At 70.3% G+C, this 22,452-nt stretch carries 20 protein-coding genes; 15 read left to right on the forward strand and 5 right to left on the reverse strand.

The window, feature by feature from the left end:
- Nucleotides 1–20 precede the first annotated feature (20 nt).
- From ftsW to OG453_RS14320, 9 genes are all read left to right on the forward strand, one after another.
- The gene (gene ftsW, locus OG453_RS14280) at nt 21–1,343 is read left to right on the forward strand and encodes a putative lipid II flippase FtsW (protein WP_266867969.1); all 1,323 of its coding nucleotides are present in this window, start codon (nt 21–23) and stop codon (nt 1,341–1,343) included.
- Between the two features lie 6 nt (nt 1,344–1,349).
- Nucleotides 1,350–2,444, forward strand: coding sequence for an undecaprenyldiphospho-muramoylpentapeptide beta-N-acetylglucosaminyltransferase (gene murG, locus OG453_RS14285; protein ID WP_266867971.1), 1,095 nt, complete (start codon nt 1,350–1,352; stop codon nt 2,442–2,444).
- 35 nt (nt 2,445–2,479) lie between these two features.
- On the forward strand, nt 2,480–3,268 hold the full coding sequence (locus OG453_RS14290) for a cell division protein FtsQ/DivIB (RefSeq protein ID WP_266867973.1): 789 nt from the start codon (nt 2,480–2,482) through the stop codon (nt 3,266–3,268).
- A 275-nt stretch (nt 3,269–3,543) separates the two neighbouring features.
- Complete coding sequence (ftsZ, locus tag OG453_RS14295; protein ID WP_266867975.1) at nt 3,544–4,764, forward strand: cell division protein FtsZ; 1,221 nt, start codon at nt 3,544–3,546, stop codon at nt 4,762–4,764.
- Nucleotides 4,765–4,781: 17 nt separating this feature from the next.
- Nucleotides 4,782–5,492 (forward strand): peptidoglycan editing factor PgeF, encoded by a 711-nt coding sequence (pgeF, locus tag OG453_RS14300; RefSeq protein WP_266867977.1) that lies wholly within the window; start codon nt 4,782–4,784, stop codon nt 5,490–5,492.
- Nucleotides 5,493–5,498: 6 nt separating this feature from the next.
- Nucleotides 5,499–6,218, forward strand: coding sequence for a YggS family pyridoxal phosphate-dependent enzyme (locus tag OG453_RS14305; RefSeq protein WP_266867979.1), 720 nt, complete (start codon nt 5,499–5,501; stop codon nt 6,216–6,218).
- A gap of 124 nt (nt 6,219–6,342) precedes the next feature.
- Nucleotides 6,343–6,987 (forward strand): cell division protein SepF, encoded by a 645-nt coding sequence (locus OG453_RS14310; protein ID WP_266867981.1) that lies wholly within the window; start codon nt 6,343–6,345, stop codon nt 6,985–6,987.
- 70 nt (nt 6,988–7,057) lie between these two features.
- Nucleotides 7,058–7,348 carry a YggT family protein gene (locus OG453_RS14315; protein WP_030783884.1) on the forward strand — a complete coding sequence of 97 codons (291 nt, stop codon included), beginning with the start codon at nt 7,058–7,060 and terminating at the stop codon, nt 7,346–7,348.
- A 46-nt stretch (nt 7,349–7,394) separates the two neighbouring features.
- The gene (locus OG453_RS14320) at nt 7,395–8,492 is read left to right on the forward strand and encodes a DivIVA domain-containing protein (protein WP_266867984.1); all 1,098 of its coding nucleotides are present in this window, start codon (nt 7,395–7,397) and stop codon (nt 8,490–8,492) included.
- Nucleotides 8,493–8,687: 195 nt separating this feature from the next.
- Here OG453_RS14320 and ileS read toward each other — a convergent pair whose 3' ends face one another.
- Both ileS and OG453_RS14330 read right to left on the reverse strand, forming a co-directional pair.
- The gene (ileS, locus tag OG453_RS14325) at nt 8,688–11,828 is read right to left on the reverse strand and encodes an isoleucine--tRNA ligase (protein ID WP_266869855.1); all 3,141 of its coding nucleotides are present in this window, start codon (nt 11,826–11,828) and stop codon (nt 8,688–8,690) included.
- Between the two features lie 376 nt (nt 11,829–12,204).
- Nucleotides 12,205–12,396, reverse strand: coding sequence for a DUF1059 domain-containing protein (locus OG453_RS14330; protein WP_266867986.1), 192 nt, complete (start codon nt 12,394–12,396; stop codon nt 12,205–12,207).
- 328 nt (nt 12,397–12,724) lie between these two features.
- Here OG453_RS14330 and OG453_RS14335 point away from each other — a divergent pair, with 328 nt between their 5' ends.
- From OG453_RS14335 to OG453_RS14355, 5 genes are all read left to right on the forward strand, one after another.
- Nucleotides 12,725–13,564 (forward strand): TraR/DksA C4-type zinc finger protein, encoded by an 840-nt coding sequence (locus OG453_RS14335; protein ID WP_266867988.1) that lies wholly within the window; start codon nt 12,725–12,727, stop codon nt 13,562–13,564.
- Nucleotides 13,565–13,642: 78 nt separating this feature from the next.
- The gene (gene lspA, locus OG453_RS14340) at nt 13,643–14,317 is read left to right on the forward strand and encodes a signal peptidase II (protein WP_266867990.1); all 675 of its coding nucleotides are present in this window, start codon (nt 13,643–13,645) and stop codon (nt 14,315–14,317) included.
- Between the two features lie 67 nt (nt 14,318–14,384).
- The gene (locus OG453_RS14345) at nt 14,385–15,326 is read left to right on the forward strand and encodes an RluA family pseudouridine synthase (RefSeq protein ID WP_266867992.1); all 942 of its coding nucleotides are present in this window, start codon (nt 14,385–14,387) and stop codon (nt 15,324–15,326) included.
- Nucleotides 15,323–15,799: a GNAT family N-acetyltransferase gene (locus tag OG453_RS14350; RefSeq protein WP_266867994.1), complete on the forward strand. Its 477-nt coding sequence runs from the start codon at nt 15,323–15,325 to the stop codon at nt 15,797–15,799. Before OG453_RS14345 ends, OG453_RS14350 begins: the two co-directional genes overlap by 4 nt.
- Nucleotides 15,800–15,926: 127 nt before the next feature.
- On the forward strand, nt 15,927–17,516 hold the full coding sequence (locus tag OG453_RS14355; protein ID WP_266867996.1) for a Na+/H+ antiporter: 1,590 nt from the start codon (nt 15,927–15,929) through the stop codon (nt 17,514–17,516).
- A 13-nt stretch (nt 17,517–17,529) separates the two neighbouring features.
- Here the strand turns inward: OG453_RS14355 and OG453_RS14360 are convergent, their stop codons facing one another.
- Entirely contained in the window at nt 17,530–18,621 is a 1,092-nt protein-coding gene (locus OG453_RS14360; RefSeq protein ID WP_266867998.1) for a mechanosensitive ion channel family protein, read from the reverse strand.
- Between the two features lie 30 nt (nt 18,622–18,651).
- On the opposite strand from OG453_RS14360, the gene OG453_RS14365 reads away from it, so the two are divergent.
- Nucleotides 18,652–19,221: a dienelactone hydrolase family protein gene (locus tag OG453_RS14365; RefSeq protein WP_266868000.1), complete on the forward strand. Its 570-nt coding sequence runs from the start codon at nt 18,652–18,654 to the stop codon at nt 19,219–19,221.
- A gap of 4 nt (nt 19,222–19,225) precedes the next feature.
- Here OG453_RS14365 and OG453_RS14370 read toward each other — a convergent pair whose 3' ends face one another.
- Together OG453_RS14370 and OG453_RS14375 are read right to left on the reverse strand one after the other, a co-directional pair.
- Entirely contained in the window at nt 19,226–20,728 is a 1,503-nt protein-coding gene (locus OG453_RS14370) for a serine/threonine-protein kinase (protein WP_266868002.1), read from the reverse strand.
- Nucleotides 20,729–20,779: 51 nt separating this feature from the next.
- Nucleotides 20,780–22,441: an alkaline phosphatase gene (locus OG453_RS14375; protein ID WP_266868003.1), complete on the reverse strand. Its 1,662-nt coding sequence runs from the start codon at nt 22,439–22,441 to the stop codon at nt 20,780–20,782.
- Nucleotides 22,442–22,452: the final 11 nt, after the last annotated feature.

Raw genomic sequence — 22,452 nt, forward strand, 5'->3', positions numbered from 1 at the left:
GTGGCTGGGTGGGGGCACCGATGGCCGGCAGTAGCGGGCGCGCGCCCGCGCGGGTGGCCAGAAGGCCCGCGCCGGTCCGTTCCACGGGCTCACCGCGCCCGCCGCGGGAGAGCCCCCTGCGGCGGTTCCACACCAGGGCCCGCAAGGCCTGGGACCGGCCGCTGACCGCGTACTACCTCATCCTCGGCAGCAGCCTGCTGCTGACCGTGCTCGGCCTGGTGATGGTCTACTCGGCGTCGATGATCCAGGCGCTGCAGCTCGACCTGCCCGCCTCGTACTTCTTCCGCAAGCAGTTCGTGGCCGCCGTACTCGGTACGATCCTGCTGCTCGTCGCCATGCGGATGCCGGTCAAGCTGCACCGGGCGCTCGCCTATCCGATGCTCGCCGTGACCGTCTTCCTGATGGTGCTCGTGCAGATCCCGGGGATAGGGCGCAGCGTCAACGGCAACCAGAACTGGATCTATCTGGGCGGCCCCTTCCAGCTGCAGCCCAGTGAGTTCGGCAAGCTCGCCCTCGTGCTGTGGGGCGCGGACCTGCTGGCCCGCAAACAGGACAAGCGGCTGCTCACGCAGTGGAAGCACATGCTGGTACCGCTCGTCCCCGTCGCCTTCATGCTGCTCGGACTGATCATGCTGGGCGGCGACATGGGCACGGCGATCATCCTCACCGCGATCCTTTTCGGCCTGCTCTGGCTCGCGGGGGCGCCGACGCGGCTCTTTGCCGGGGTGTTGTCGGTCGCGGCCCTCATCGGTGTGATCCTCATCAAGACCAGCCCCAACCGGATGGCCAGGCTCGCCTGTATCGGCGCGACCGATCCGGGGCCCGGCGACCAGTGCTGGCAGGCCGTGCACGGGATCTATGCCCTGGCCTCCGGCGGATTCTTCGGTTCCGGTCTTGGCGCGAGTGTGGAAAAATGGGGTCAACTGCCGGAACCGCACACCGACTTCATCTTCGCCATCACCGGGGAGGAACTCGGCCTGGCAGGGACACTGTCGGTGCTCGCCCTGTTCGCGGCTCTAGGCTATGCGGGTATCCGCGTGGCCGGACGCACGGAGGACCCCTTCGTGAGGTATGCCGCGGGAGGCGTGACCACCTGGATCACGGCGCAGGCCGTGATCAATGTCGGTGCGGTGCTCGGTCTGCTGCCGATCGCCGGTGTCCCGCTCCCGCTGTTCTCCTACGGGGGTTCGGCCCTGCTGCCGACCATGTTCGCCATCGGGCTCCTCATCGCTTTCGCGCGATCGGACCCCGCGGCGAAGGCGGCCCTTGCCATGCGGCAACCTCGGGTGAGATGGAACACGATGAGACGGCGCGTCAAGGCGCGTTCGTCCGGAGAGCGGTGAATTTCGGTGCATGTCGTACTCGCCGGTGGGGGGACCGCCGGCCACATCGAGCCCGCGCTCGCCCTCGCGGACGCCCTGCGGAGGCAGGACCCGACCGTGGGCATCACGGCCCTGGGCACGGAGCGTGGACTCGAGACCCGACTCGTACCCGAGCGCGGTTACGAACTCGCGCTGATCCCCGCCGTACCGCTGCCCCGCAAGCCCACCCCTGAGCTGATCACCGTGCCGGGACGGCTGCGCGGCACGATCAAGGCGGCCGAGCAGATCCTGGAGCGCACCAAGGCGGACTGCGTCGTCGGCTTCGGCGGCTATGTCGCCCTGCCCGGCTACCTCGCGGCCAAGCGGACCGGGACGCCGATCGTCGTGCACGAGGCCAACGCCCGTCCCGGCCTCGCCAACAAGATCGGTTCGCGGTACGCCCACGGGGTGGCCGTCGCCACCCCCGACAGCAAGCTGCGCAATTCCCGCTACATCGGCATCCCGTTGCGGCACACCATCGCCACGCTCGACCGGGCCCGGGTCCGCCCGGAGGCGCGCGCCGCCTTCGGCCTCGACCCCAACCTGCCGACGCTGCTCGTCTCCGGCGGCTCGCAGGGCGCCCGGCGGCTCAACGAGGTCGTCCAGCAGATCGCTCCGGTCCTTCAGCGCGCGGGCATCCAGATCCTGCACGCGGTCGGCCCGAAGAACGAAATGCCGTACGTCGAGAACATGCCCGGTATGCCGCCCTACATCCCGGTACCGTACGTGGACCGGATGGACCTCGCGTACGCCGCTGCCGACATGATGCTCTGCCGCGCGGGCGCGATGACCGTCGCCGAACTCTCCGCCGTCGGGCTGCCGGCCGCCTACGTCCCGTTGCCGATCGGCAACGGCGAACAGCGGCTGAACGCCCAGCCGGTGGTCAAGGCGGGCGGTGGACTCCTGGTCGACGACGCCGAGCTGACGCCCGAGTGGGTCCAGGGCAATGTGCTCCCGGTGCTCGCCGATCCGCACCGGCTGTGCGAGATGTCCCGCGCCGCATCGGAGTTCGGCCGCAGGGACGCCGACGACCTCCTCGTCGGCATGGTGTACGAGGCGATCGCCTCACGCCATCACGCGTGAGCAGGTGCTAGCAGGCACCTAGAAGGCAGGGGACCGTGGCCGGACCGACCACCGCCGAACGGCAGAAGCTCGACTCCGGCCCGCCCCGCCCGCCACGCTCCCGGGTGCGCGTGCCGCGGCCGCGCACCCTCGTCCTCTCGCTGATCGCACTCGTGCTGGTCGGTGCGGGGGGCGTCTGGGCGCTCTACGGCTCGCAGTGGCTGCGCCTGGAGCGCGTGACGACTTCGGGGACCCGGGTCCTGACGCCCGCGGAGGTGCGCGAGGCCGCCGCGGCCCCGGTCGGGGCGGCGCTCATCTCGGTCGACACCGACGCCATCGAGGACCGGCTGCGCAGGAAACTGCCGCGTATCGACTCGGTCGACGTCGTCCGTTCCTGGCCGCACGGAATCGGTCTGAAAGTGACGGAACGCAAGCCGGTCCTGCTGATCGAAAAGGGCGGAAAGTTCGTCGAAGTGGACGCCAAGGGAGTGCGATTCGCCACGGTCGGTCATGCGCCGAAGGGCGTTCCGCTCCTGGAATTGATGCCGGATCAGGAGAACGCGGCGGCGAGTCTGCGCCGTTTCGACAGCGACCGTCTGCGGCGCGAGGCGGTCCGCGTCGCGGGCGCCCTGCCGGCCGCGGTGGCCCGCGACACCCGGGTGGTCAAGGCCCGTTCGTACGACTCGCTCTCACTGGAGTTGAGCGACGGGCGGACTGTGGACTGGGGCAGCAGCGAGAAGGGCCGTGCGAAGGTGAGCACACTCACCGCCCTGATGAAAGCCGCACCCAAGGCACGGCACTTCGATGTGAGCGTTCCCACCGCCCCTGCGTCATCGGCGAGTTGACGCATATCTGCGCAGGCCAGCACCCTGGTTCGGCAGCGCTACGGCTGATCACATAGGGTGAAAAGAAAAACGGGAGGTTCGGCGTGTTCGTTGAACGTGCGCCACTTGTCGACTTAGTGTCCTGTTCGGAAGAGTCCAAGGAACAGACACACTGGTAACCCTAAACTTCAGCGTTAGGGTTCGGGTCGGCGTTCGGACCGTCCCATTCGGCATCAGTCGTCGCGGCGCGAGACCGCGAGGCGGCGACACGTAACTCGAGGCGAGAGGCCTTCGACGTGGCAGCACCGCAGAACTACCTCGCAGTCATCAAAGTCATCGGTGTCGGCGGCGGTGGTGTCAATGCCATCAACCGGATGATCGAGGTCGGTCTCAAGGGCGTCGAGTTCATCGCCATCAACACCGACGCGCAAGCCCTGTTGATGAGCGACGCCGACGTCAAGCTCGACGTCGGCCGTGAACTCACCCGTGGACTCGGCGCCGGAGCGAACCCGGCAGTCGGCCGCAAGGCGGCCGAAGATCACCGCGAGGAGATCGAGGAGGTCCTCAAGGGGGCCGACATGGTCTTCGTCACCGCCGGCGAAGGCGGCGGCACCGGCACCGGCGGCGCACCTGTCGTCGCCAACATCGCACGCTCCCTGGGCGCCCTGACCATCGGCGTCGTCACCCGGCCGTTCACCTTCGAGGGCCGTCGTCGCGCCAACCAGGCCGAGGACGGCATCGCGGAGCTGCGCGAAGAGGTCGACACCCTCATCGTCATCCCCAACGACCGGCTCCTGTCCATCTCGGACCGTCAGGTCTCGGTCCTCGACGCCTTCAAGTCGGCGGACCAGGTCCTGCTCTCCGGTGTCCAGGGCATCACCGACCTGATCACAACGCCGGGTCTGATCAACCTCGACTTCGCCGACGTCAAGTCGGTCATGTCCGAGGCGGGTTCGGCCCTCATGGGCATCGGCTCGGCGCGCGGCGACGACCGCGCGGTGGCCGCCGCCGAGATGGCGATCTCCTCGCCGCTGCTCGAGGCGTCCATCGACGGAGCGCGGGGCGTCCTGCTCTCCATCTCCGGCGGCTCCGACCTCGGCCTCTTCGAGATCAACGAAGCGGCCCAGCTGGTCAGCGAGGCGGCCCACCCCGAGGCCAACATCATCTTCGGCGCCGTCATCGACGACGCCCTGGGCGACGAGGTCAGGGTCACCGTCATCGCGGCGGGCTTCGACGGCGGTCAGCCACCGTCCAAGCGGGACAACGTCCTTGGTTCGGCTTCGGCCAAGCGCGAGGAGCAGCCGGCGGCCCCGGCCCGTCCCGCGGAGTCCCGCCCGTCCTACGGCGGCCTCGGCAGCGTCACGACCCGCGAGGAGCCGGCGACGCCGGAGCCCGTGGACGCCGCCCCGGTCAGCGAGGCCCCGTCCGCGCCCGTGGCCCCGCCGCAGGTTCCGCCGGCCCGTCCGTACCAGGACAGCCAGGCCGAAGAGCTGGACGTGCCGGACTTCCTCAAGTGATAAGCACGCACAGCACCGTGAGCGGCGCGCACTTCGCCTTCACCGACAGGTGGGGCGGGGTGAGCGCCGTTCCGTACGAAGAGCTCAATCTCGGCGGGGCGGTCGGCGACGACCCCCAGGCCGTGCGCACCAACCGCGACCTTGCCGCCAAGTCCCTCGGGATCGACCCGGCCAGGGTCGTCTGGATGAACCAGGTGCACGGCAACGATGTCGCGGTGGTGGACGGCCCCTGGGGCGCCGGCGCCGAGATCCCGGCCGTCGACGCCGTGGTGACCGCACGCCGGGGCGTGGCCCTCGCGGTCCTCACCGCCGACTGCACGCCGGTCCTGCTTGCCGACCCGGTCGCCAAGGTCGCGGCCGCGGCGCACGCGGGTCGCCCCGGGATGGTCGCCGGGGTCGTACCGGCCGCCGTCGAGGCGATGGTGAAGCTGGGCGCGGACCCGGCCCGTATCGTCGCCCGCACCGGGCCCGCCGTCTGCGGGCGTTGCTATGAGGTGCCCGAGGCGATGCGCGCCGATGTCGCCGCCGCGGAGCCCGCGGCGTACGCCGAGACGAGCTGGGGCACGCCGGCGGTCGATGTGACCGCGGGGGTGCACGCCCAGCTGGAGCGGCTCGGGGTGCGCGACCGGGAGCAGTCGCCGGTGTGCACCCTGGAATCCGGTGACCACTTCTCTTACCGCCGCGACCGGAACACCGGCCGTCTCGCGGGCTATGTCTGGCTGGACTGATTGCACATGACGGACCGTAAGGCTCAACTCGCCGCAAATCTGGCGGAGGTCGAGGAGCGCATCGCCGCGGCGTGCGCGGCGGCCGGGCGCAAGCGGGAGGAGGTGACCCTGATCGTGGTCACCAAGACCTATCCCGCGAGCGATGTGCGGATCCTGTCGGAACTCGGTGTGCGCCATGTCGCCGAGAACCGCGACCAGGACGCGGCCACCAAGGCCGCCGACTGCTCGGATCTGCCCCTTACTTGGCACTTTGTCGGTCAGCTGCAGACCAACAAGGTCCGTTCTGTGGCCAGTTATGCCGATGTGGTGCAGTCCGTGGACCGTCCCAAGCTCGTCACGGCCCTGTCGACGGCCGCGGTGCGCGCGGAGCGGGAACTCGGCTGTCTGATCCAGGTCGCGCTCGACGCCGATGAGCACGGGCGGGGCGAGCGCGGGGGCGTAGGAGCGGGCGGAATCGAAGAGTTGGCCGGACTCGTGGCGGAAGCTCCCGGACTGCGGCTCGACGGTCTGATGACCGTCGCGCCGCTCACCGGGCCGTACGCGGGGCGGCAACAGGCGGCGTTCGAGCGGCTGATGGAATTCTCAACCCTCATGCGCGCGGCTCATCCTGCTGCGAACATGGTGTCGGCAGGGATGAGTGCGGACCTCGAACAGGCCGTGGCGGCCGGAGCGACACATGTGCGCGTCGGTACGGCGGTACTCGGAGTCCGACCCGGGCTCGGGTAACGTCGCCAAGAAGTCGGACCACAGCAGAAAATATGGTCATTCTCGCTGTTGGGCGGGGATGCCTCGTGGATCTCGGGCAGTTGGTGACGACAGCCGATCCACCACAGAGCGGAGGACTCAGAGCATGGCCGGCGCGATGCGCAAGATGGCGGTCTACCTCGGCCTCGTGGAGGACGATGGGTACGACGGTCCGGGGTTCGACCCCGATGACGAGTTCGAACCCGAGCCGGAGCCCGAGCGGGACCGCCGGCGGCACGAGCCGCCACATCAGTCGCACCAGTCCCGCCAGGCGCACGTGTCTGAACGGGACGAATCGGTACGAGTGGTACAGCCCCCCGCTCAGCGTGAGCCGGTCGCCCATTCCGCTTCGGTACCCGCCGAATCCGGACGTCCGGCACGTATCGCCCCCGTGGCATCCATCACACCTGAACGCCAGAACCTGGAGAAGAACGCACCGGTGATCATGCCCAAGGTCGTGTCCGAGCGGGAGCCCTACCGCATCACCACGCTGCACCCGCGGACGTACAACGAGGCCCGTACCATCGGGGAACACTTCCGCGAGGGCACTCCGGTGATCATGAATCTGACCGAGATGGACGACACGGATGCGAAGCGACTTGTCGACTTTGCCGCCGGTCTGGTGTTCGGTCTGCATGGCAGCATTGAGCGAGTGACGCAGAAGGTGTTCCTGTTGTCGCCTGCTAACGTCGATGTAACGGCGGAGGACAAGGCTCGCATCGCAGAGGGCGGGTTCTTCAACCAGAGCTGAGACGTAACAGATGCAGTAGACGCAGAACCGGCAACGAAGCACGAGAAACAGGGGAGAGGGAACCGCGAACATGAGCGTGGTCTTGCAGGTGCTTTACATCGCGCTGATGTGTTTCCTCATCGTGCTGATCTTCCGGTTGGTCATGGACTACGTCTTCCAGTTCGCCCGCTCATGGCAACCCGGCAAGGCGATGGTGGTCGTTCTGGAGGCCACCTACACTGTCACTGATCCACCGCTCAAGCTTCTGCGGCGATTCATTCCGCCGCTGCGTCTCGGGGGCGTGGCGCTCGACTTGTCCTTCTTCGTACTGATGATCATCGTCTACATCCTGATCACCGTCGTCAGGTCGGTGTCTGTGTGAACGATACGGTCTTGCCGAATGCCGACGATTACGTTGAGGTGAAGAGATGCCGTTGACCCCCGAGGACGTGCGGAACAAGCAGTTCACGACCGTCCGCCTCCGAGAAGGCTATGACGAGGACGAGGTCGATGCCTTCCTCGATGAGGTCGAAGCCGAACTGACTCGCTTGCTCCGCGAGAACGAGGACCTGCGCGCCAAGCTGGCCGCTGCCACCCGCGCCGCTGCGCAGAACCAGCAGCAGGGCGGGATGCGCAAGGGTCCCGACGGGCCGCAGGACCAGCGTGGTCCCGGCGCCCCGGTGCCCGCCGCAATATCGGGCCCGCAGCCGGTGCCGCCGCAGCAGCACCCGCAGCACCAGCAGATGGGCGGCCCGCCGCAGCTTCCCGGTGGCGCACCGCAGCTGCCCGCAGGCCCCAGTGGGCACGGCCCGCAGGGTCCCGGTCCGCAGGGCCCCGGCCCCATGGGCCAGGGTCCGATGGGTGGCCCGATGGGCGGTCCCATGGGCGGCCACGGCCCGCAGATGCCGCAGCCCGGTCAGGGCCCCGGCGGCGACAGCGCCGCTCGCGTGCTCTCCCTTGCCCAGCAGACCGCTGACCAGGCGATCGCGGAGGCCCGTTCCGAGGCCAACAAGATCGTCGGCGAGGCTCGTTCGCGCGCCGAGGGTCTTGAGCGTGACGCCCGTGCCAAGGCTGACGCCCTGGAGCGGGACGCGCAGGAGAAGCACCGCGTCGCGATGGGCTCCCTGGAGTCCGCCCGCGCCACGCTGGAGCGCAAGGTCGAGGACCTGCGCGGCTTCGAGCGCGAGTACCGCACGCGTCTGAAGTCCTACCTGGAGTCGCAGCTCCGTCAGCTGGAGACCCAGGCCGACGACTCGCTGGCTCCGCCGCGGACCCCGGCGACGGCTTCCCTTCCGCCGTCCCCGGCGCCCTCCATGGCTCCGGCCGGCGCGGGTGCCCCGTCCTACGGCGGCAACCAGTCGATGGGCGGCAACCAGCCGGCCGCTGGTCCGTCCTACGGCGGTCAGCAGCAGATGTCCCCGGCGATGACCCAGCCGATGGCGCCGGTGCGGCCGCAGGGCCCGCAGCCGATGCAGCAGGCTCCGTCGCCGATGCGTGGCTTCCTCATCGACGAGGACGACAACTGACGGGCACTTCCACGCCGTAGGCGTCGGCAGCGTTCAGGGCGGGGCCCCCAGATTCTCTGGGGGCCCCGCCCTTTTGTGTGCCCGCTCGCCGGGGGCGGGTGCAGAAACGTTCATCTGTGCGTGGGTACGCAACGCCGAAGGCCCGGCCCCGCCAAGATCTTTGGCGGGGCCGGGCCTTCGGCGTTGTTCGGTTGTTTACGCCTTGCGGAGGCGGAACGTCAGGGACAGGGACTCGTCCGTGAACGTCTCGCCGTAGGTGTCGTCCGCCTGACCCTGGACGAAGTCCGTGGCGAGTACCTCGTCCGCGATCAGGTCGGCGTGGTCGGACAGGGCCGTGATCACGGCCGGGTCCGTGGAGGTCCAGCGCAGGGCGATCCGGTCCGCGACGTCCAGGCCGCTGTTCTTGCGGGCCTCCTGGATCAGGCGGATCGCGTCACGGGCCAGTCCTGCCCGGCGCAGCTCCTCCGTGATCTCCAGGTCCAGGGCCACCGTGGCGCCCGAGTCGGACGCCACGGACCAGCCCTCGCGCGGGGTCTCCGTGATGATGACCTCATCCGGGGCCAGCGTCACCGTCTCGCCGTCGACCTCGACCGAGGCCGTGCCCTCGCGCAGGGCCAGGGACAGCGCCGCCGCGTCGGCGTCGGCGACGGCCTTGGCGACCGCCTGGACGCCCTTGCCGAACCGCTTGCCCAGGGCGCGGAAGTTGGCCTTCGCGGTCGTGTCGACCAGTGAGCCGCCGACCTCGGAGAGCGACGCCAGCGAGGAGACGTTGAGCTCCTCGGTGATCTGGGCGTGCAGCTCCGGGTTGAGCGACTCGAAGCCCGTGGCCGCGATCAGGGCGCGGGAGAGCGGCTGACGGGTCTTGACCCCCGACTCCGCGCGCGTGGCGCGGCCCAGCTCGACCAGGCGGCGCACCAGCACCATCTGCCGCGACAGGTCCGGGTCGATCGCCGACAGGTCGGCCTCGGGCCAGGACGTCAGGTGGACCGACTCCGGGGCGTCCGGGGTGACCGGGACCACCAGGTCCTGCCAGACGCGCTCGGTGATGAACGGCGTCAGCGGGGCCATCAGGCGGGTGACCGTCTCCAGGACCTCGTGCAGGGTGCGCAGGGCCGCCTTGTCGCCCTGCCAGAAGCGGCGACGGGAGCGGCGTACGTACCAGTTGGAGAGGTTGTCGACGAACGTGGACAGGAGCTTGCCCGCGCGCTGGGTGTCGTAGCCCTCAAGGGCCTGGGTGACCTGGTCGGTCAGCGCGTGCAGCTCGCTGAGCAGCCAGCGGTCCAGGAGCGGGCGGTCGGCGGGCGCCGGGTCGGCGTCGCTGGGGGCCCACTTCGACGTACGAGCGTACAGGGCCTGGAAGGCGACCGTGTTCCAGTACGTGAGGAGCGTCTTGCGGACGACCTCCTGGATGGTGCCGTGGCCCACCCGGCGGGCCGCCCACGGGGAGCCGCCGGCCGCCATGAACCAGCGCACGGCATCGGCGCCGTGCCGGTCCATCAGCGGGATCGGGTCGAGGGTGTTGCCCAGGTGCTTGGACATCTTGCGGCCGTCCTCGGCGAGGATGTGGCCGAGGCAGACGACGTTCTCGTAACTGGACTTGTCGAAGACGAGCGTGCCCACCGCCATCAGCGTGTAGAACCAGCCGCGCGTCTGGTCGATGGCCTCCGAGATGAACTGCGCCGGGTACCGGCTCTCGAAGAGCTCCTTGTTCTTGTGCGGGTATCCCCACTGCGCGAACGGCATCGAACCGGAGTCGTACCAGGCGTCGATGACCTCGGGGACGCGCGTCGCGGTCTCCTGGCAGGTCGGGCAGGGGAAGGTGACCGCGTCGATGTACGGGCGGTGCGGGTCGAGGTCCGACTGGTCGGTGCCCGTCAGGTCGGAGAGCTCGGCGCGCGAGCCCACGCACGTCAAGTGGCCTTCCTCGCAGCGCCAGATGGGCAGCGGGGTGCCCCAGTAGCGGTTGCGGGACAGCGCCCAGTCGACGTTGTTGTTCAGCCAGTCGCCGAAGCGGCCGTGCTTGACCGAGTCCGGGAACCAATTGGTCTTCTCGTTCTCCTGGAGGAGGCGGTCCTTGATGGCCGTCGTGCGGATGTACCAGGACGGCTGCGCGTAGTAGAGGAGCGCCGTGTGGCAGCGCCAGCAGTGCGGGTAGCTGTGCTCGTACGGGATGTGCCGGAAGAGCAGATTGCGGCTGTCGAGGTCCTCGGTCAGCTTTTCGTCGGCCTTCTTGAAGAAGACACCGCCTACGAGCGGGACGTCCTCCTCGAAGGTGCCGTCGGGGCGGACCGGGTTCACGACCGGGAGGCCGTACGCGCGGCAGACCTTGAGGTCGTCCTCACCGAAGGCGGGGGACTGGTGGACCAGACCCGTGCCGTCCTCGGTGGTCACGTAGTCGGCGTTGACCACGAAGTGGGCCGGGGCCGGGAACTCGACCAGCTCGAAGGGGCGTTGGTAGGTCCAGCGCTCCATCTCGGCGCCGGTGAAGGTCTGGCCGGTGGTCTCCCAGCCCTCGCCGAGCGCCTTCTCGACGAGCGGCTCGGCGACCACGAGCTGCTCTTCGCCGTTCGTCGCGACGACGTACGTGACGTCGGGGTGCGCGGCGACCGCGGTGTTGGAGACGAGCGTCCACGGAGTGGTCGTCCACACCAGGAGGGACGCCTCGCCCGCCAGGGGGCCGCCGGTGAGCGGGAAGCGGACGAAGACGGACGGGTCGACGACCGTCTCGTAGCCCTGCGCCAGCTCGTGGTCGGAGAGGCCGGTGCCGCAGCGGGGGCACCAGGGGGCGACGCGGTGGTCCTGGACCAGGAGGTCCTTGTTGAAGATCTCCTTCAGGGACCACCAGACCGATTCGATGTACTCGGGGTTCATCGTGCGGTACGCGCCGTCGAGGTCGGTCCAGTACCCCATGCGGGTCGTGAGATCGGCGAAGGCGTCGGTGTGGCGGGTCACGGACTCGCGGCACTTGGCGTTGAACTCGGCGATGCCGTACGCCTCGATGTCCTTCTTGCCGTTGAACCCGAGCTCCTTCTCGACCGCGAGCTCGACCGGCAGGCCGTGGCAGTCCCAGCCGGCCTTGCGGGCGACGTGGTAGCCCCGCATGGTGCGGAAGCGCGGGAAGACGTCCTTGAAGACGCGGGCCTCGATGTGGTGGGCGCCCGGCATGCCGTTGGCCGTGGGCGGGCCCTCGTAGAACACCCACTCGGGGCGGCCCTCGGACTGCTCGAGGCTCTTGGCGAAGATCTTCTGCTCGTCCCAGAACTCGAGCACGGCGTGCTCAAGGGCGGGCAGGTCGACCTGGGCGGGCACCTGGCGGTACTGCGGCTGCGTATTCAACGGCTGCGTGTTCAACGCGCTTCCTCCGGCGGACGATTCCGTTCCGTCGGAGGGACGAGAGCCGCTTGTCGCGCTCCCGCGGTACCACCCTCCTTGGCCTTCCCCACGCCTGTGGCGCACGGGAAAGCCCCCTCATTGGGGTCGCGATGCCGGGTCTACTGGCCTCCGCGGGGGCTTCGGCCTTCTTCCGGCGGCTCCGGGGTGATCTTCACGTCGCGCCTGCCCCCGGGCTCACACCGTCCCCGGGTCGCTCATGGCCGCTTACGCCGCTACTCGTCCCCATCCACGCTTTTCGCTCCGCCCAGTGTACGGGGCCGCGGCGGACCCGGCCGACCGGTTTTCGGGTGGGCTGCGGGGCGGTCGGCGACGGGCCCGCTCAGGCGTGCTGGGGGACTTCGTCCTTGAGGGAGTCGCGGATCATCTTCCGCAGCTCGGGGCCGTCCGTGTGCCCGTGGACGGAGACGGCGTGCTCGCTGGCGGCGCGGACCACCTCTTCCTCTTCGCCGGAGATGGCGAGGGTGCAGTGGGTCTCGCTCGGGAGTTCGCGGCAGTCGGTGATTTTGCGCATGGGACACCTTCCTAGCTCGTATCCAATTTTATGCCTGTACGGCCGTCCTGGGCGGGTCTGGGAGCTGGTCCTGCGGGGGTGGGCGGCAGGTGCGGGTCAGACCTGGTGCACTGACCCGAATGGCGACATGCGGAGCGTCCGGATCCTGACCGCCGGTGCCTGGCGGATTACCGGGCGGGGAGCTGGGCACAACGCTTGCATGCCTGCCGCGCGGGACCCGCGGGGCGGGCGAATCGGGCGGCGTGCCCCGTTGCCGCGGGCGTTGAGTCGATTTATCGTCCCAGCACGATTCGCGAGCAAGATCACAATATGTGAAGGGGCCGCGGCCATGGTGGCGAAGAAGACCGCCGTACAGCATTCGGCGTCGGGCAGATCCACGGGCGCGGCCGCGCAGGGAGCGAACGGGGTGGAGCCCGAGAAGGCGGAGAAGGTGGCGAAGGTGGCGGCCAAGAAGACGACCGCGAAGAAGGCCACCGCCAAGAAGACGGCCGCTAAGAAGGCGGCCCCCAAGAAGGCTGCCGCCAAGAAGGTGGCGGCCAAGAAGACGGCCGCCAAGAAGGCGCCAGCGGCGGAAGCGGCCTCACCGGCCAAGAAGACGGCTGCCAAGAAGAGCACGGCCAAGAAGACGGCCGCGACCGCGGCCGATGGTGCGGCTCAGGCCGCGGAGACGACGGGAGCCACGACAGTGGTTGCGAAGAAGACTCCGGGCACGGCGACGGCAGCGAAGAAGCCGACCGCGGTGCCCAAGGCGCGTGTCGCCGCCGCGGAGCCCGGTGAGCTCGCGGTCCGGCCCGGCGAGGATCCCTGGACCCCGGAGGAGGTCGAGGAGGCCCGCGCGGAGCTGCAGAGCGAGGCGCTGCGGCTCGGAGCCGAGATCACGTCCTCCGAGGACGCCCTGGCGGGCCTGATGCGGGACTCCGGGGACGGCGCGGGCGACGACGACGCGGACACCGGCACCAAGAACATCACCCGGGAACATGAGATGTCGCTGGCCGCCAACGCGCGCGAGATGCTCGTCCAGACCGAGCGCGCCCTGGAGCGGCTGGACGCCGGGACGTACGGCGTCTGCGAGAACTGCGGCAATCCCATCGGCAAGGCGCGCATGCAGGCCTTCCCGCGGGCGACGCTGTGCGTCGAGTGCAAGCAGAAGCAGGAACGGCGCTACTGACCCCGGCCTGGCCACGTGGGGCCGTACGTGTGTGCCGTACCCTCGTCCCCAGTCAGGTACCTAGGTTGAGGGACTCACGTGGCAGAGGCGGAGCGCATCATCGGTACGCCGGATATCCCTGAGGCGGCTGGGGCCGAGCCGGAGCAGTCCGACTCGGGCTCCGACGCCGCGCGTCAGGACGCGCGGGGCGAGCAGGACGAGCAGGCTTCGCCCGACGAGCAGGCTTCGTCGGACGAGCAGGCCCCGGCGGACGAGCAGAAGCCCAAGGGCAAGCGCCGGATTCTCGTGCTGTTCGCGGTGGCCGTGTTCGCGTACGCCCTGGACCTCGTCAGCAAGATGATCGTCGTCGCGAAGCTCGAGCACCACGAGCCGATCGAGGTCGTGGGTGACTGGCTCCGGTTCGAGGCCATCCGCAACGCGGGCGCCGCCTTCGGGTTCGGTGAGGCCTTCACCGTGATCTTCACCTGCATCGCGGCGGCCGTCATCGTCGTGATCGCCCGCCTGGCCCGCAAGCTCTACAGCCTGCCGTGGGCGATCGCGCTCGGCATGCTGCTCGGCGGGGCCCTCGGCAACCTCACCGACCGGATCTTCCGTTCCCCCGGCGTCTTCGAGGGGGCCGTGGTCGACTTCATCGCCCCGAAGGGCTTCGCGGTGTTCAACCTCGCGGACTCGGCGATCGTGTGCGGTGGCATCCTGATCGTGATCCTGTCCTTCCGCGGCCTGGACCCGGACGGGACCGTCCACAAGGACTGATCCCCCGGAGGCCTCCCGCGGGAGGCTTTGGTGCGGGAGTGTCGGTGGGCTCCTGCATACTCAATGGGTGAGCACGATTCCCGAGATCCGCACCCTGCCCGTACCGGACGGCCTGGAAGGCGAGCGCGTCGACGCCGCCATCTCGCGCATGTTCGGGTTCTCCCGCACGAAGGCCGCCGACCTTGCGGCGGCAGGCAAGGTGATGGTCGACGGCAGCGTGGTCGGCAAGTCCGAGCGTGTGCACGGCGGCGCCTGGCTGGAGGTCGAGATGCCGCAGGCGCCCGCCCCGGTGCAGATCGTCGCCGAGCCCGTCGAGGGCATGGAGATCATCCATGACGACGACGACATCGTGGTGATCGTCAAGCCGGTCGGCGTGGCCGCGCACCCGAGCCCGGGCTGGACGGGGACGACCGTGATCGGCGGCCTCGCGGCAGCGGGCTACCGCATCTCCACCTCCGGTGCCGCCGAGCGCCAGGGCATCGTGCACCGCCTGGACGTCGGCACGTCCGGCCTGATGGCCGTCGCCAAGTCCGAGCGGGCGTACACCTCCCTGAAGCGCCAGTTCAAGGAGCGCACGGTCGACAAGCGCTACAACGCGCTGGTGCAGGGCCACCCCGACCCGATGAGCGGCACCATCGACGCCCCCATCGGCCGGCACCCGAACCACGACTACAAGTGGGCGGTCACGGCGGAGGGCAAGCCCTCTGTGACGCACTACGACCTCATCGAGGCGTTCCGCGCGGCCTCGCTGCTCGACATCAAGCTGGAGACGGGGCGTACGCACCAGATCCGCGTCCACATGGCGGCCCATCGGCACCCGTGCGTGGGCGACCTGACGTACGGCGCGGACCCCACGATCGCCAAGCGGCTCGGACTGACCCGCCAGTGGCTGCACGCGGTGCGACTCGGTTTCGAGCACCCCGGGAACGGCCAGTGGGTCGAGTTCGAGAGCCAGTACCCCGACGACCTCCAGCAGGCGCTCGACCGGGTGCGGGCGGAGAGCTCTTGAGCGCCGGGGCCGCTTTCGTCTGCCGGGTCGCCGTGGAGCCCGGTGACCTGGAGGCCTGTTTCGCGGTCCGCAAGGAAGTCTTCGTCGTCGAGCAGCAGGTCCCCGAAGATCTCGAGTACGACGCGTACGACGCCGGGGCGGCGCATGTCATCGCCATCCGCGCGGACGGGCTGCCGCTGGGCACCGGCCGGCTGCTGACCGGCGCGGCCGCCGCGGCGAAGAACGGCGGCGATGCCCAGGTGGGCGCGCTCGGCCGGCTCGCGGTGACCAAGGCCGCGCGGGGCCTCGGTGTCGGGGCGGCCCTGGTGCGGGCGATCGAGGACGCGGCACGCGCGCGTGGCCTGGCCGCCGTCGACCTGCACGCGCAGACGCATGCGCTGGGGTTCTACGAACGGCTCGGATATGCCGTCTACGGCCCGGAGTTCCCCGACGCGGGGATCCCGCACCGGGCGATGCGGAAGGCGCTGGCCTAGCGAGAGCCGGGCGCCGCGACGGATCGTCGTCGCCCTCCGGCGCGGCCCGTCCTGTCCGGTTCGGGTGGAATGCGTGGCAGGGTTGAGGTCTTGATCGACCGACACGCGAACCGCCGGAGGGCGCACCGTGGACCAACTGGCGCTGCTGCTCGTTCTGTTGCTCGGCGCCGTGGTGACCGTGCCGCTGGGGGAGCGGCTCGGGCTGCCCGCGCCCGTTCTGATGACCCTCGCCGGAATCGTCCTGGCCTTCGTGAGCTGGGTGCCGAACGTCGAGATCCCGCCGGACTTCATCCTTCCGCTGGTGCTGCCGCCTCTGCTCTACGCGTCCGTCCAGCGCACTTCCTGGCGGCAGTTCACGGCCAACCGGCGCCCCATCTTTCTGCTCGCCGTGGCGCTCGTCTTCGTGACGACCGCGGCGGTGGCGGCGGTCGCGAGCTCGGTCGTTCCCGGGCTTCCGATCGCCGCGGCCGTCGCGCTCGGGGCGCTCGTCGCGCCGCCCGACCCGGTCGCCGCGACCGCCGTCGCCGGGTCGCTCGGGCTGCCCCGGCGGCTCGTGTCGATCCTGGAGGGGGAGGGGCTCTTCAACGACGTCACGGCGATCGTGCTGTACCACGTGGCGATCGCGGCGGCGGTCAGCGGGACATTCTCCTGGCCGTCGGCGGTGGGGCAGTTGGTGCTCTCCGGAGTGGTCGCCGTCGCCGTGGGGCTCGCGCTCGGCTGGCTCACCAACAAGCTGATGGGTCTCCTCGGCGAAGCCACGCTGCAGACCGGCCTCACGCTGCTCGTGCCCTTCGTCAGCTATGTGCTGGCCGAGGAGCTGCTCGGCTCCGGCGTCCTCGCGGTGCTGACCACCGCGCTCTACCTCGCGGAGAACGCCGCGGACGCCGACGACGTACAAGGAAGGATCACCGGGCAGACGTTCTGGCAGATCGTCGACACCCTGGTCACCGGGGTCGCCTTCGGGCTCATCGGGCTCGAACTGCACAACGTCTTCGGTACGTCGGAAGGCCGCGAGCTGCAGATGCTCGGCTGGGGCGCGGCGGTCGTGGCCGTCGTCGTCGGCGTACGACTGATGTGGCTGCTGCCCGCGACGTGGCTCGCCAAGAAGCTGCACAAGCGCAGGGACTACGACGAGGACATTCCCACGACCTGGCGCGAGACCGTCGTCATGTGGTGGTCGGGGATGCGCGGGGTCGCATCGGTCGCGCTGGCGCTCGCCATCCCCCTGAAGACGGACGGCGGGGATCCCTTCCCGGCCCGCGACGAGATCATCTTCATCGCGTTCTGCGTCATCATGGCGACCCTCGTGGTCCAGGGGCTCACCCTGCCCTGGCTGGTGAAGAAGCTCGGCGTGCGCGCGGACACCGACGTCGAGCGGGCCATCGAGCGGGAGCTCGCCGTCCGTGCCGCCAAGGCGGCCAAGCGCAGGCTCAAGGAGATCGAGGAGGTCGAGGAGCTGCCGGAGGACGTCCAGGAGCGGCTGCAGCGCGGGGCGTTCGACATCGGCGCCAGAATCAGCCCCGACATCGTCGACGACGAGCGGCGGGAGCGGTACGCCAAGCGCGTCGACCGGCTCAAGGCGGTCCAGCGCATCCAGCGCGAGATGATGTCCGCCGCCCGCCACGAGGTGCTCGCGGCGCGCAGCGAGCCCGGCGCCGACCCCGAGATCGTCGACCGCGTCCTGCACCATCTCGACGTACGCAGTCTGCGGCCCTGAGACCGACTGGGTGTCAGCCCCGGCCCGTGCGCGGGACGATCGGCGGGGCCGGGTGCGGACGTTCGCCGTCCGGCGGCAGTTCGGCCCAGGCCGTGTTGACCCGCGGTAGCGCGTAGGGATGCTGCTCGGCCAGCCAGCGGATCAGCTGCTCGCGCACCGTGACCCGCACCGTCCAGATGTCGTCCGCGTCCTTGGCGGTGACCAGGGCGCGCACCTGGATCGTGTTCGGCGTCGTGTCCGTGACCGCGAGGCCCCAGTCCCTGCCGTCCCAGGCGCCGCACTCGCGCAGGATGTCCCGGAGCTGCTCGCGCATCTCCTGCACGGGCGCGGTGTGGTCGAGCTGGAAGAAGACCGTGCCGGTCATCTGGGCGCCGCCGCGCGACCAATTCTCGAAGGGCTTCGACGTGAAGTACGACACCGGCATCGTGATCCGGCGTTCGTCCCAGGTCCGCACGGTCAGGAAGGTCAGCGTGATCTCGTCGATCGTGCCCCACTCCCCGTCGACCACCACGGTGTCCCCGAGCCGCACCATGTCGCCGAAGGCGATCTGCAGGCCGGCGAAGAGATTGCCGAGCGTGGACTGCGCGGCGACGCCCGCGACGATGCCGAGCACGCCCGCCGACGCGAGCAGCGATGTGCCGGCCGCCTGCATCGCGGGAAACGTCAGGAGCATCGCGCCGACGGCCACCACCGCGACGATCGCGGTGACCACCCGCTGGATGAGCGTGACCTGCGTCCGCACCCTGCGCACCCGGGCCGGGTCGCGGTGGGCGGCGGCGTAGCGCGCGTACGAGGATTCGACGACGGCCGCCGCGATGCGGACAAGGAGCCACGCCATGGACCCGATGAGCACCAGGGTGAGCGTTCTGCCGATGCCCGCCGAGTGGTCCTCGGCGATCTGCGCCTGGTCGTAGAAGCCGCGCAGCAGGGCGACGCAGAGGACGACTTGGAGCGGCAGCCGGCAGCGGCGCAGGAGGCCCCACACGGGGGCTTCGGGGTGCCGGGCGTCGGCCCTGCGCAGCAGCACGTCGGCGAGCCACCCGACGGCCAGCGTGAGCACGACCGAGCCGCCGACCACGATCAACGGACGCAGTACGTTCTCCATGCCTCAGAGGGTAGGTGGCACGATGGCCCCATGAACATCGTGCTTTTCCATTCGACGTACGGGCTGCGGCCCGCGGTGCACGCGGCGGCCGACCGGCTGCGCGCGGCGGGGCACCAGGTGTGGACCCCCGATCTCTTCGAGGGGCGCACCTTCGACACCGTCGAGGAAGGCATGGCCTTCAAGGAGGAGCTCGGCAAGGACGAGCTCCTGAAGCGGGCCATCCTGGCCGCGGCGCCCTACTCCGAGCGGGGTCTCGTCTACGCCGGGTTCTCCTTCGGCGCCGCCACCGCGCAGACGCTCGCGCTCGGTGACGACAAGGCGCGCGGTCTGCTGCTCCTGCACGGCACCTCCGACATCGCGGAGAGCGCCACGGTGGACGAGCTGCCGGTGCAGCTGCACGTCGCCGAGCCCGATCCGTTCGAGACGGACGACTGGCTGAGCGCGTGGTACCTGCAGATGGGGCGGGCCGGGGCCGACGTGGAGGTCTACCGCTACGCGGGCGCCGGGCATCTGTACACCGACCCCGACCTGGACGACTACGACGCCGAGGCGGCGGAGTCGACCTGGCGGACGGCGCTGGGCTTCCTGGAGACCCTCTGAGGGTTCACGCGCGCGTGCAGCGCCCCACCGGGGCGCTCACCGGCGGCTTGCACTGCAGGCCGTAGTCACCGCCGCTGGAGCTGAGATACCGCCCGACGCAGGTGTCGCCGCTGGTCTTGCCGCGCTCGGCACAGAACCGCAGGGCGGCACGGCCGTCCGCGAAGGGCCCGGGAGCGTAGATCACCCAGAAGCCGGGCCGCAGCGATGCGTAGTCGTCGCTGCGCACATACGCGGCCTCCGGCACGTCCTTGCGCACCGCCGCGAGCCTGCGGTCGCGGGCGGCCTCGCCCGAGCCGACCGGCTCGGAGAAGAGCTGGGCGATCCAGGTGCCCGAGGCGGGCGGGGCGTCGGGGGACGCCGGCGGCGTGGTCGGGCCTGGGCGCTTGCCGGCCTTGTCCTCATCCCCGCCCGTACCGGCACCGCCCCGCAGCGCGAGCACCAGCGCGGCGCCGGCCACCAGGGCGAAGGCCACGGCAACCGCCGCGACGATCACGGGCGTACGTCTGCGAGGCTCGGCGGGCGGCGGGTCCACTGTGGCGGCGGGCTGTCCCATCGTGGCGTCGGGCGCTCCCACGGGGGTGGAGATTGGTCCCACAGGGGTGGAGGGCGCTCCCACGGCGGTGGCGGGCCGCTGCGAAATCGCCGTCGGCTGCCACGTGGTCCCGTCCGCCACCGCGGCGAGCATCGCGTCGAGCCGGTCCGCGTCCGGGCGCAGTGCCGGGTCCCGCACCAGGAGGGCGCCCAGGACCGGAGCGAGCGGTCCGGAGCGGACCGGCGGCGGCACCGGGGAGTCGAGCACGGCGGCGAGCGTGGCCAGCGATGTGCCGCGGCGCAGCGGACTGACGCCCTCCACGGCCACGTACAGGACCAGGCCGAGTGACCACAGGTCGCCTGCCGGACCCTCGCCGGTGCCGCGGATCCGCTCGGGCGCGATGTACTCCGGGGAGCCGATCAGGTCGCCCGTGGCGGTGAGTTGCGTGGAGCCGCTCAGCGAGGCGATGCCGAAGTCGGTCAGGACCACCGAGGGTGTGCCTCCCGCGTCCTGCGGCGATCGCTCCCGCAGCAGGACGTTGGCCGGTTTGATGTCCCGGTGCAGGATGCCCGCGGCGTGCGCGACCCGCAGGGCCGACAGCAGCTCACGGCCGATGCGTGCCGCTTCGCGCGGCGTCAGCGTGCCCTCCTCCAGGAGGTCCTGGAGGGTGCGCCCCGGCAACAGCTCCATCACCAGCCACGGGTGCGGGGACGCGGGAGTGTCGAGGATCTGGTGGATCGTCACCACATGGGGGTGATTGAGCCGGGCCAGCGCGCGGGCCTCGCGCAGCACCCGCTCCCGCAGGACGCGCGACTGCTCGGCCGTCAGCTCGGGCCCCGCGGGCCGCACCTCCTTGATGGCCACCTCTCGGTGCAGCACGGTGTCGCGCGCCCGCCACACCGTGCCCATGCCTCCGCTGCCGAGCCGCTCCAGCAGCTCGAAGCGCCCGTCGATCACGTCCCCCTGGCCACTCATGCCGCAAGAGTAAAGGGCGGCAGCGCCATCCCGTGAGCGGGTCGTCTGAGGTCAGCGCACCGGGGCGTCGGCCCGCTCGACCTTCTGGGTGCCGCTGAGCGTGCGGTACGAACGGGCCCACTTCGACGTCGCCTTGGGGTCCGTGCGGTCGGACAGGACGTAGTAGTCCATCTGCGAGCGCTCGGCCGTCACGTCCAGGACGCCGTAGCCGTGCGAATCCATGTCCAGCCACTTCACATGGCGGTTGGCCGCCTTGATCGCGCCCACCGCGACCAGCGAGAGGGTGTGCGGGGCGACGTGCAGCATGTCGTCCACGTTGTCGGAGGTCACGGACGTGACCACGAACTCCGTGGCCGCGGACGGCGATCCGGGGTACGTGGCGGCCCTGACCGGCACGTCGTTCGCCCAGGCCATGTGGATGTCGCCGGTGAGGAAGACCGTGTTGCGCACGGCCTTGTCGACCAGGTGCGCGATGAGTTCCTTGCGGTCGTCCGTGTAGCCGTCCCACTGGTCGGCGTTGATGGCGAGGCCTTCCTTGGGCAGGCCGAGCAACTCCGCGAGGGGGCCGAGCAGATGGGCCGGCACGGACCCGAAGGCGACCGGCGAGATCATCACCGACGTGCCGACCAGCTTCCAGGCGGCGTCCGAGGAGGCCAGGCCCGCCTTCAGCCAGTCGAGCTGGGCGCGGCCCGTGAGCGTACGGTCCGGGTCGTCGACGTCGCCGCTGCCGAAGCCCGCCTGCTCGGAGCGGAACGAGCGCAGGTCGAGCAGGTGCAGATCGGCCAGCTTGCCGAAGCGCAGACGGCGGTAGACGGTGCCTTCAGTAGAAGGGCGTACGGGCATCCACTCGAAGTACGCCTGCTTGGCGGCCGCCACGCGCTGCGCCCAGTCGCCCTCGGTCTCGGGGGAGTGGTTCACCGCGCCGCCCGACCAGGTGTTGTCGGCGAACTCGTGGTCGTCCCAGATCGCGATCACGGGGTGCGTCGCGTGCATCGCCTGCGCGTCGGCGTCGGTCTTGTGGACGCCGTGCCGGGTGCGGTAGTCGGCGAGCGTGATGATCTCGTGCCGCGGCTCGTGCTGTCGTACGACGTACTTGGCGGCCGGGTACTCGCCGGTCGGGTACTCGTAGAGGTAGTCGCCGAGGTGCAGGACCGCGTCGAGTTCGGTGCGGGCCGCGAGATGGCGGTACGCGGAGAAGTAGCCGGCCTCCCAGTTGGCGCAGGAGACCACGCCGAACCGGACGCCGGGGGCGGCCGCGTCGTGCGCGGGGGCGGTGCGGGTGCGGCCCACGGGGGAGTGCGTGTCGCCCGCGGAGAAGCGGAAGTAATAGGCGGTGGCCGGGCGCAAGCCCCTTACGTCCGCTTTGACCGTGTGGTCGGAGGCGGCCCGCGCGGTGGATCTCCCGCGGCTGACTGTCCGGGTGAAGCCTTTGTCCTCGGCTATCTCCCAACTCACCTCGGTGTCAGGCCCCTTGCCGGACCCTGGTGTGGCCCCCGGGACCGGCGTCACACGGGTCCACAGCAGCACACCGTCGGGCAGCGGATCGCCGGAGGCCACCCCGTGGTGGAACGCGGGCCCTTCGGAGGCGTGCGCGGAGGGAGCTGTGGCGAGCGGGGCCGCGAGGACCGCGCTGGCGGCAGCGGCCTTGACGACCGTACGGCGGCGCGGGGCTGAGGAGTTGAATGGCGTCTGGGCGCCGTTTCGACTGGTCACGGGCGATCACC

It is taken from the genome of Streptomyces sp. NBC_01381, from assembly GCF_026340305.1.
Classification (GTDB): domain Bacteria; phylum Actinomycetota; class Actinomycetes; order Streptomycetales; family Streptomycetaceae; genus Streptomyces.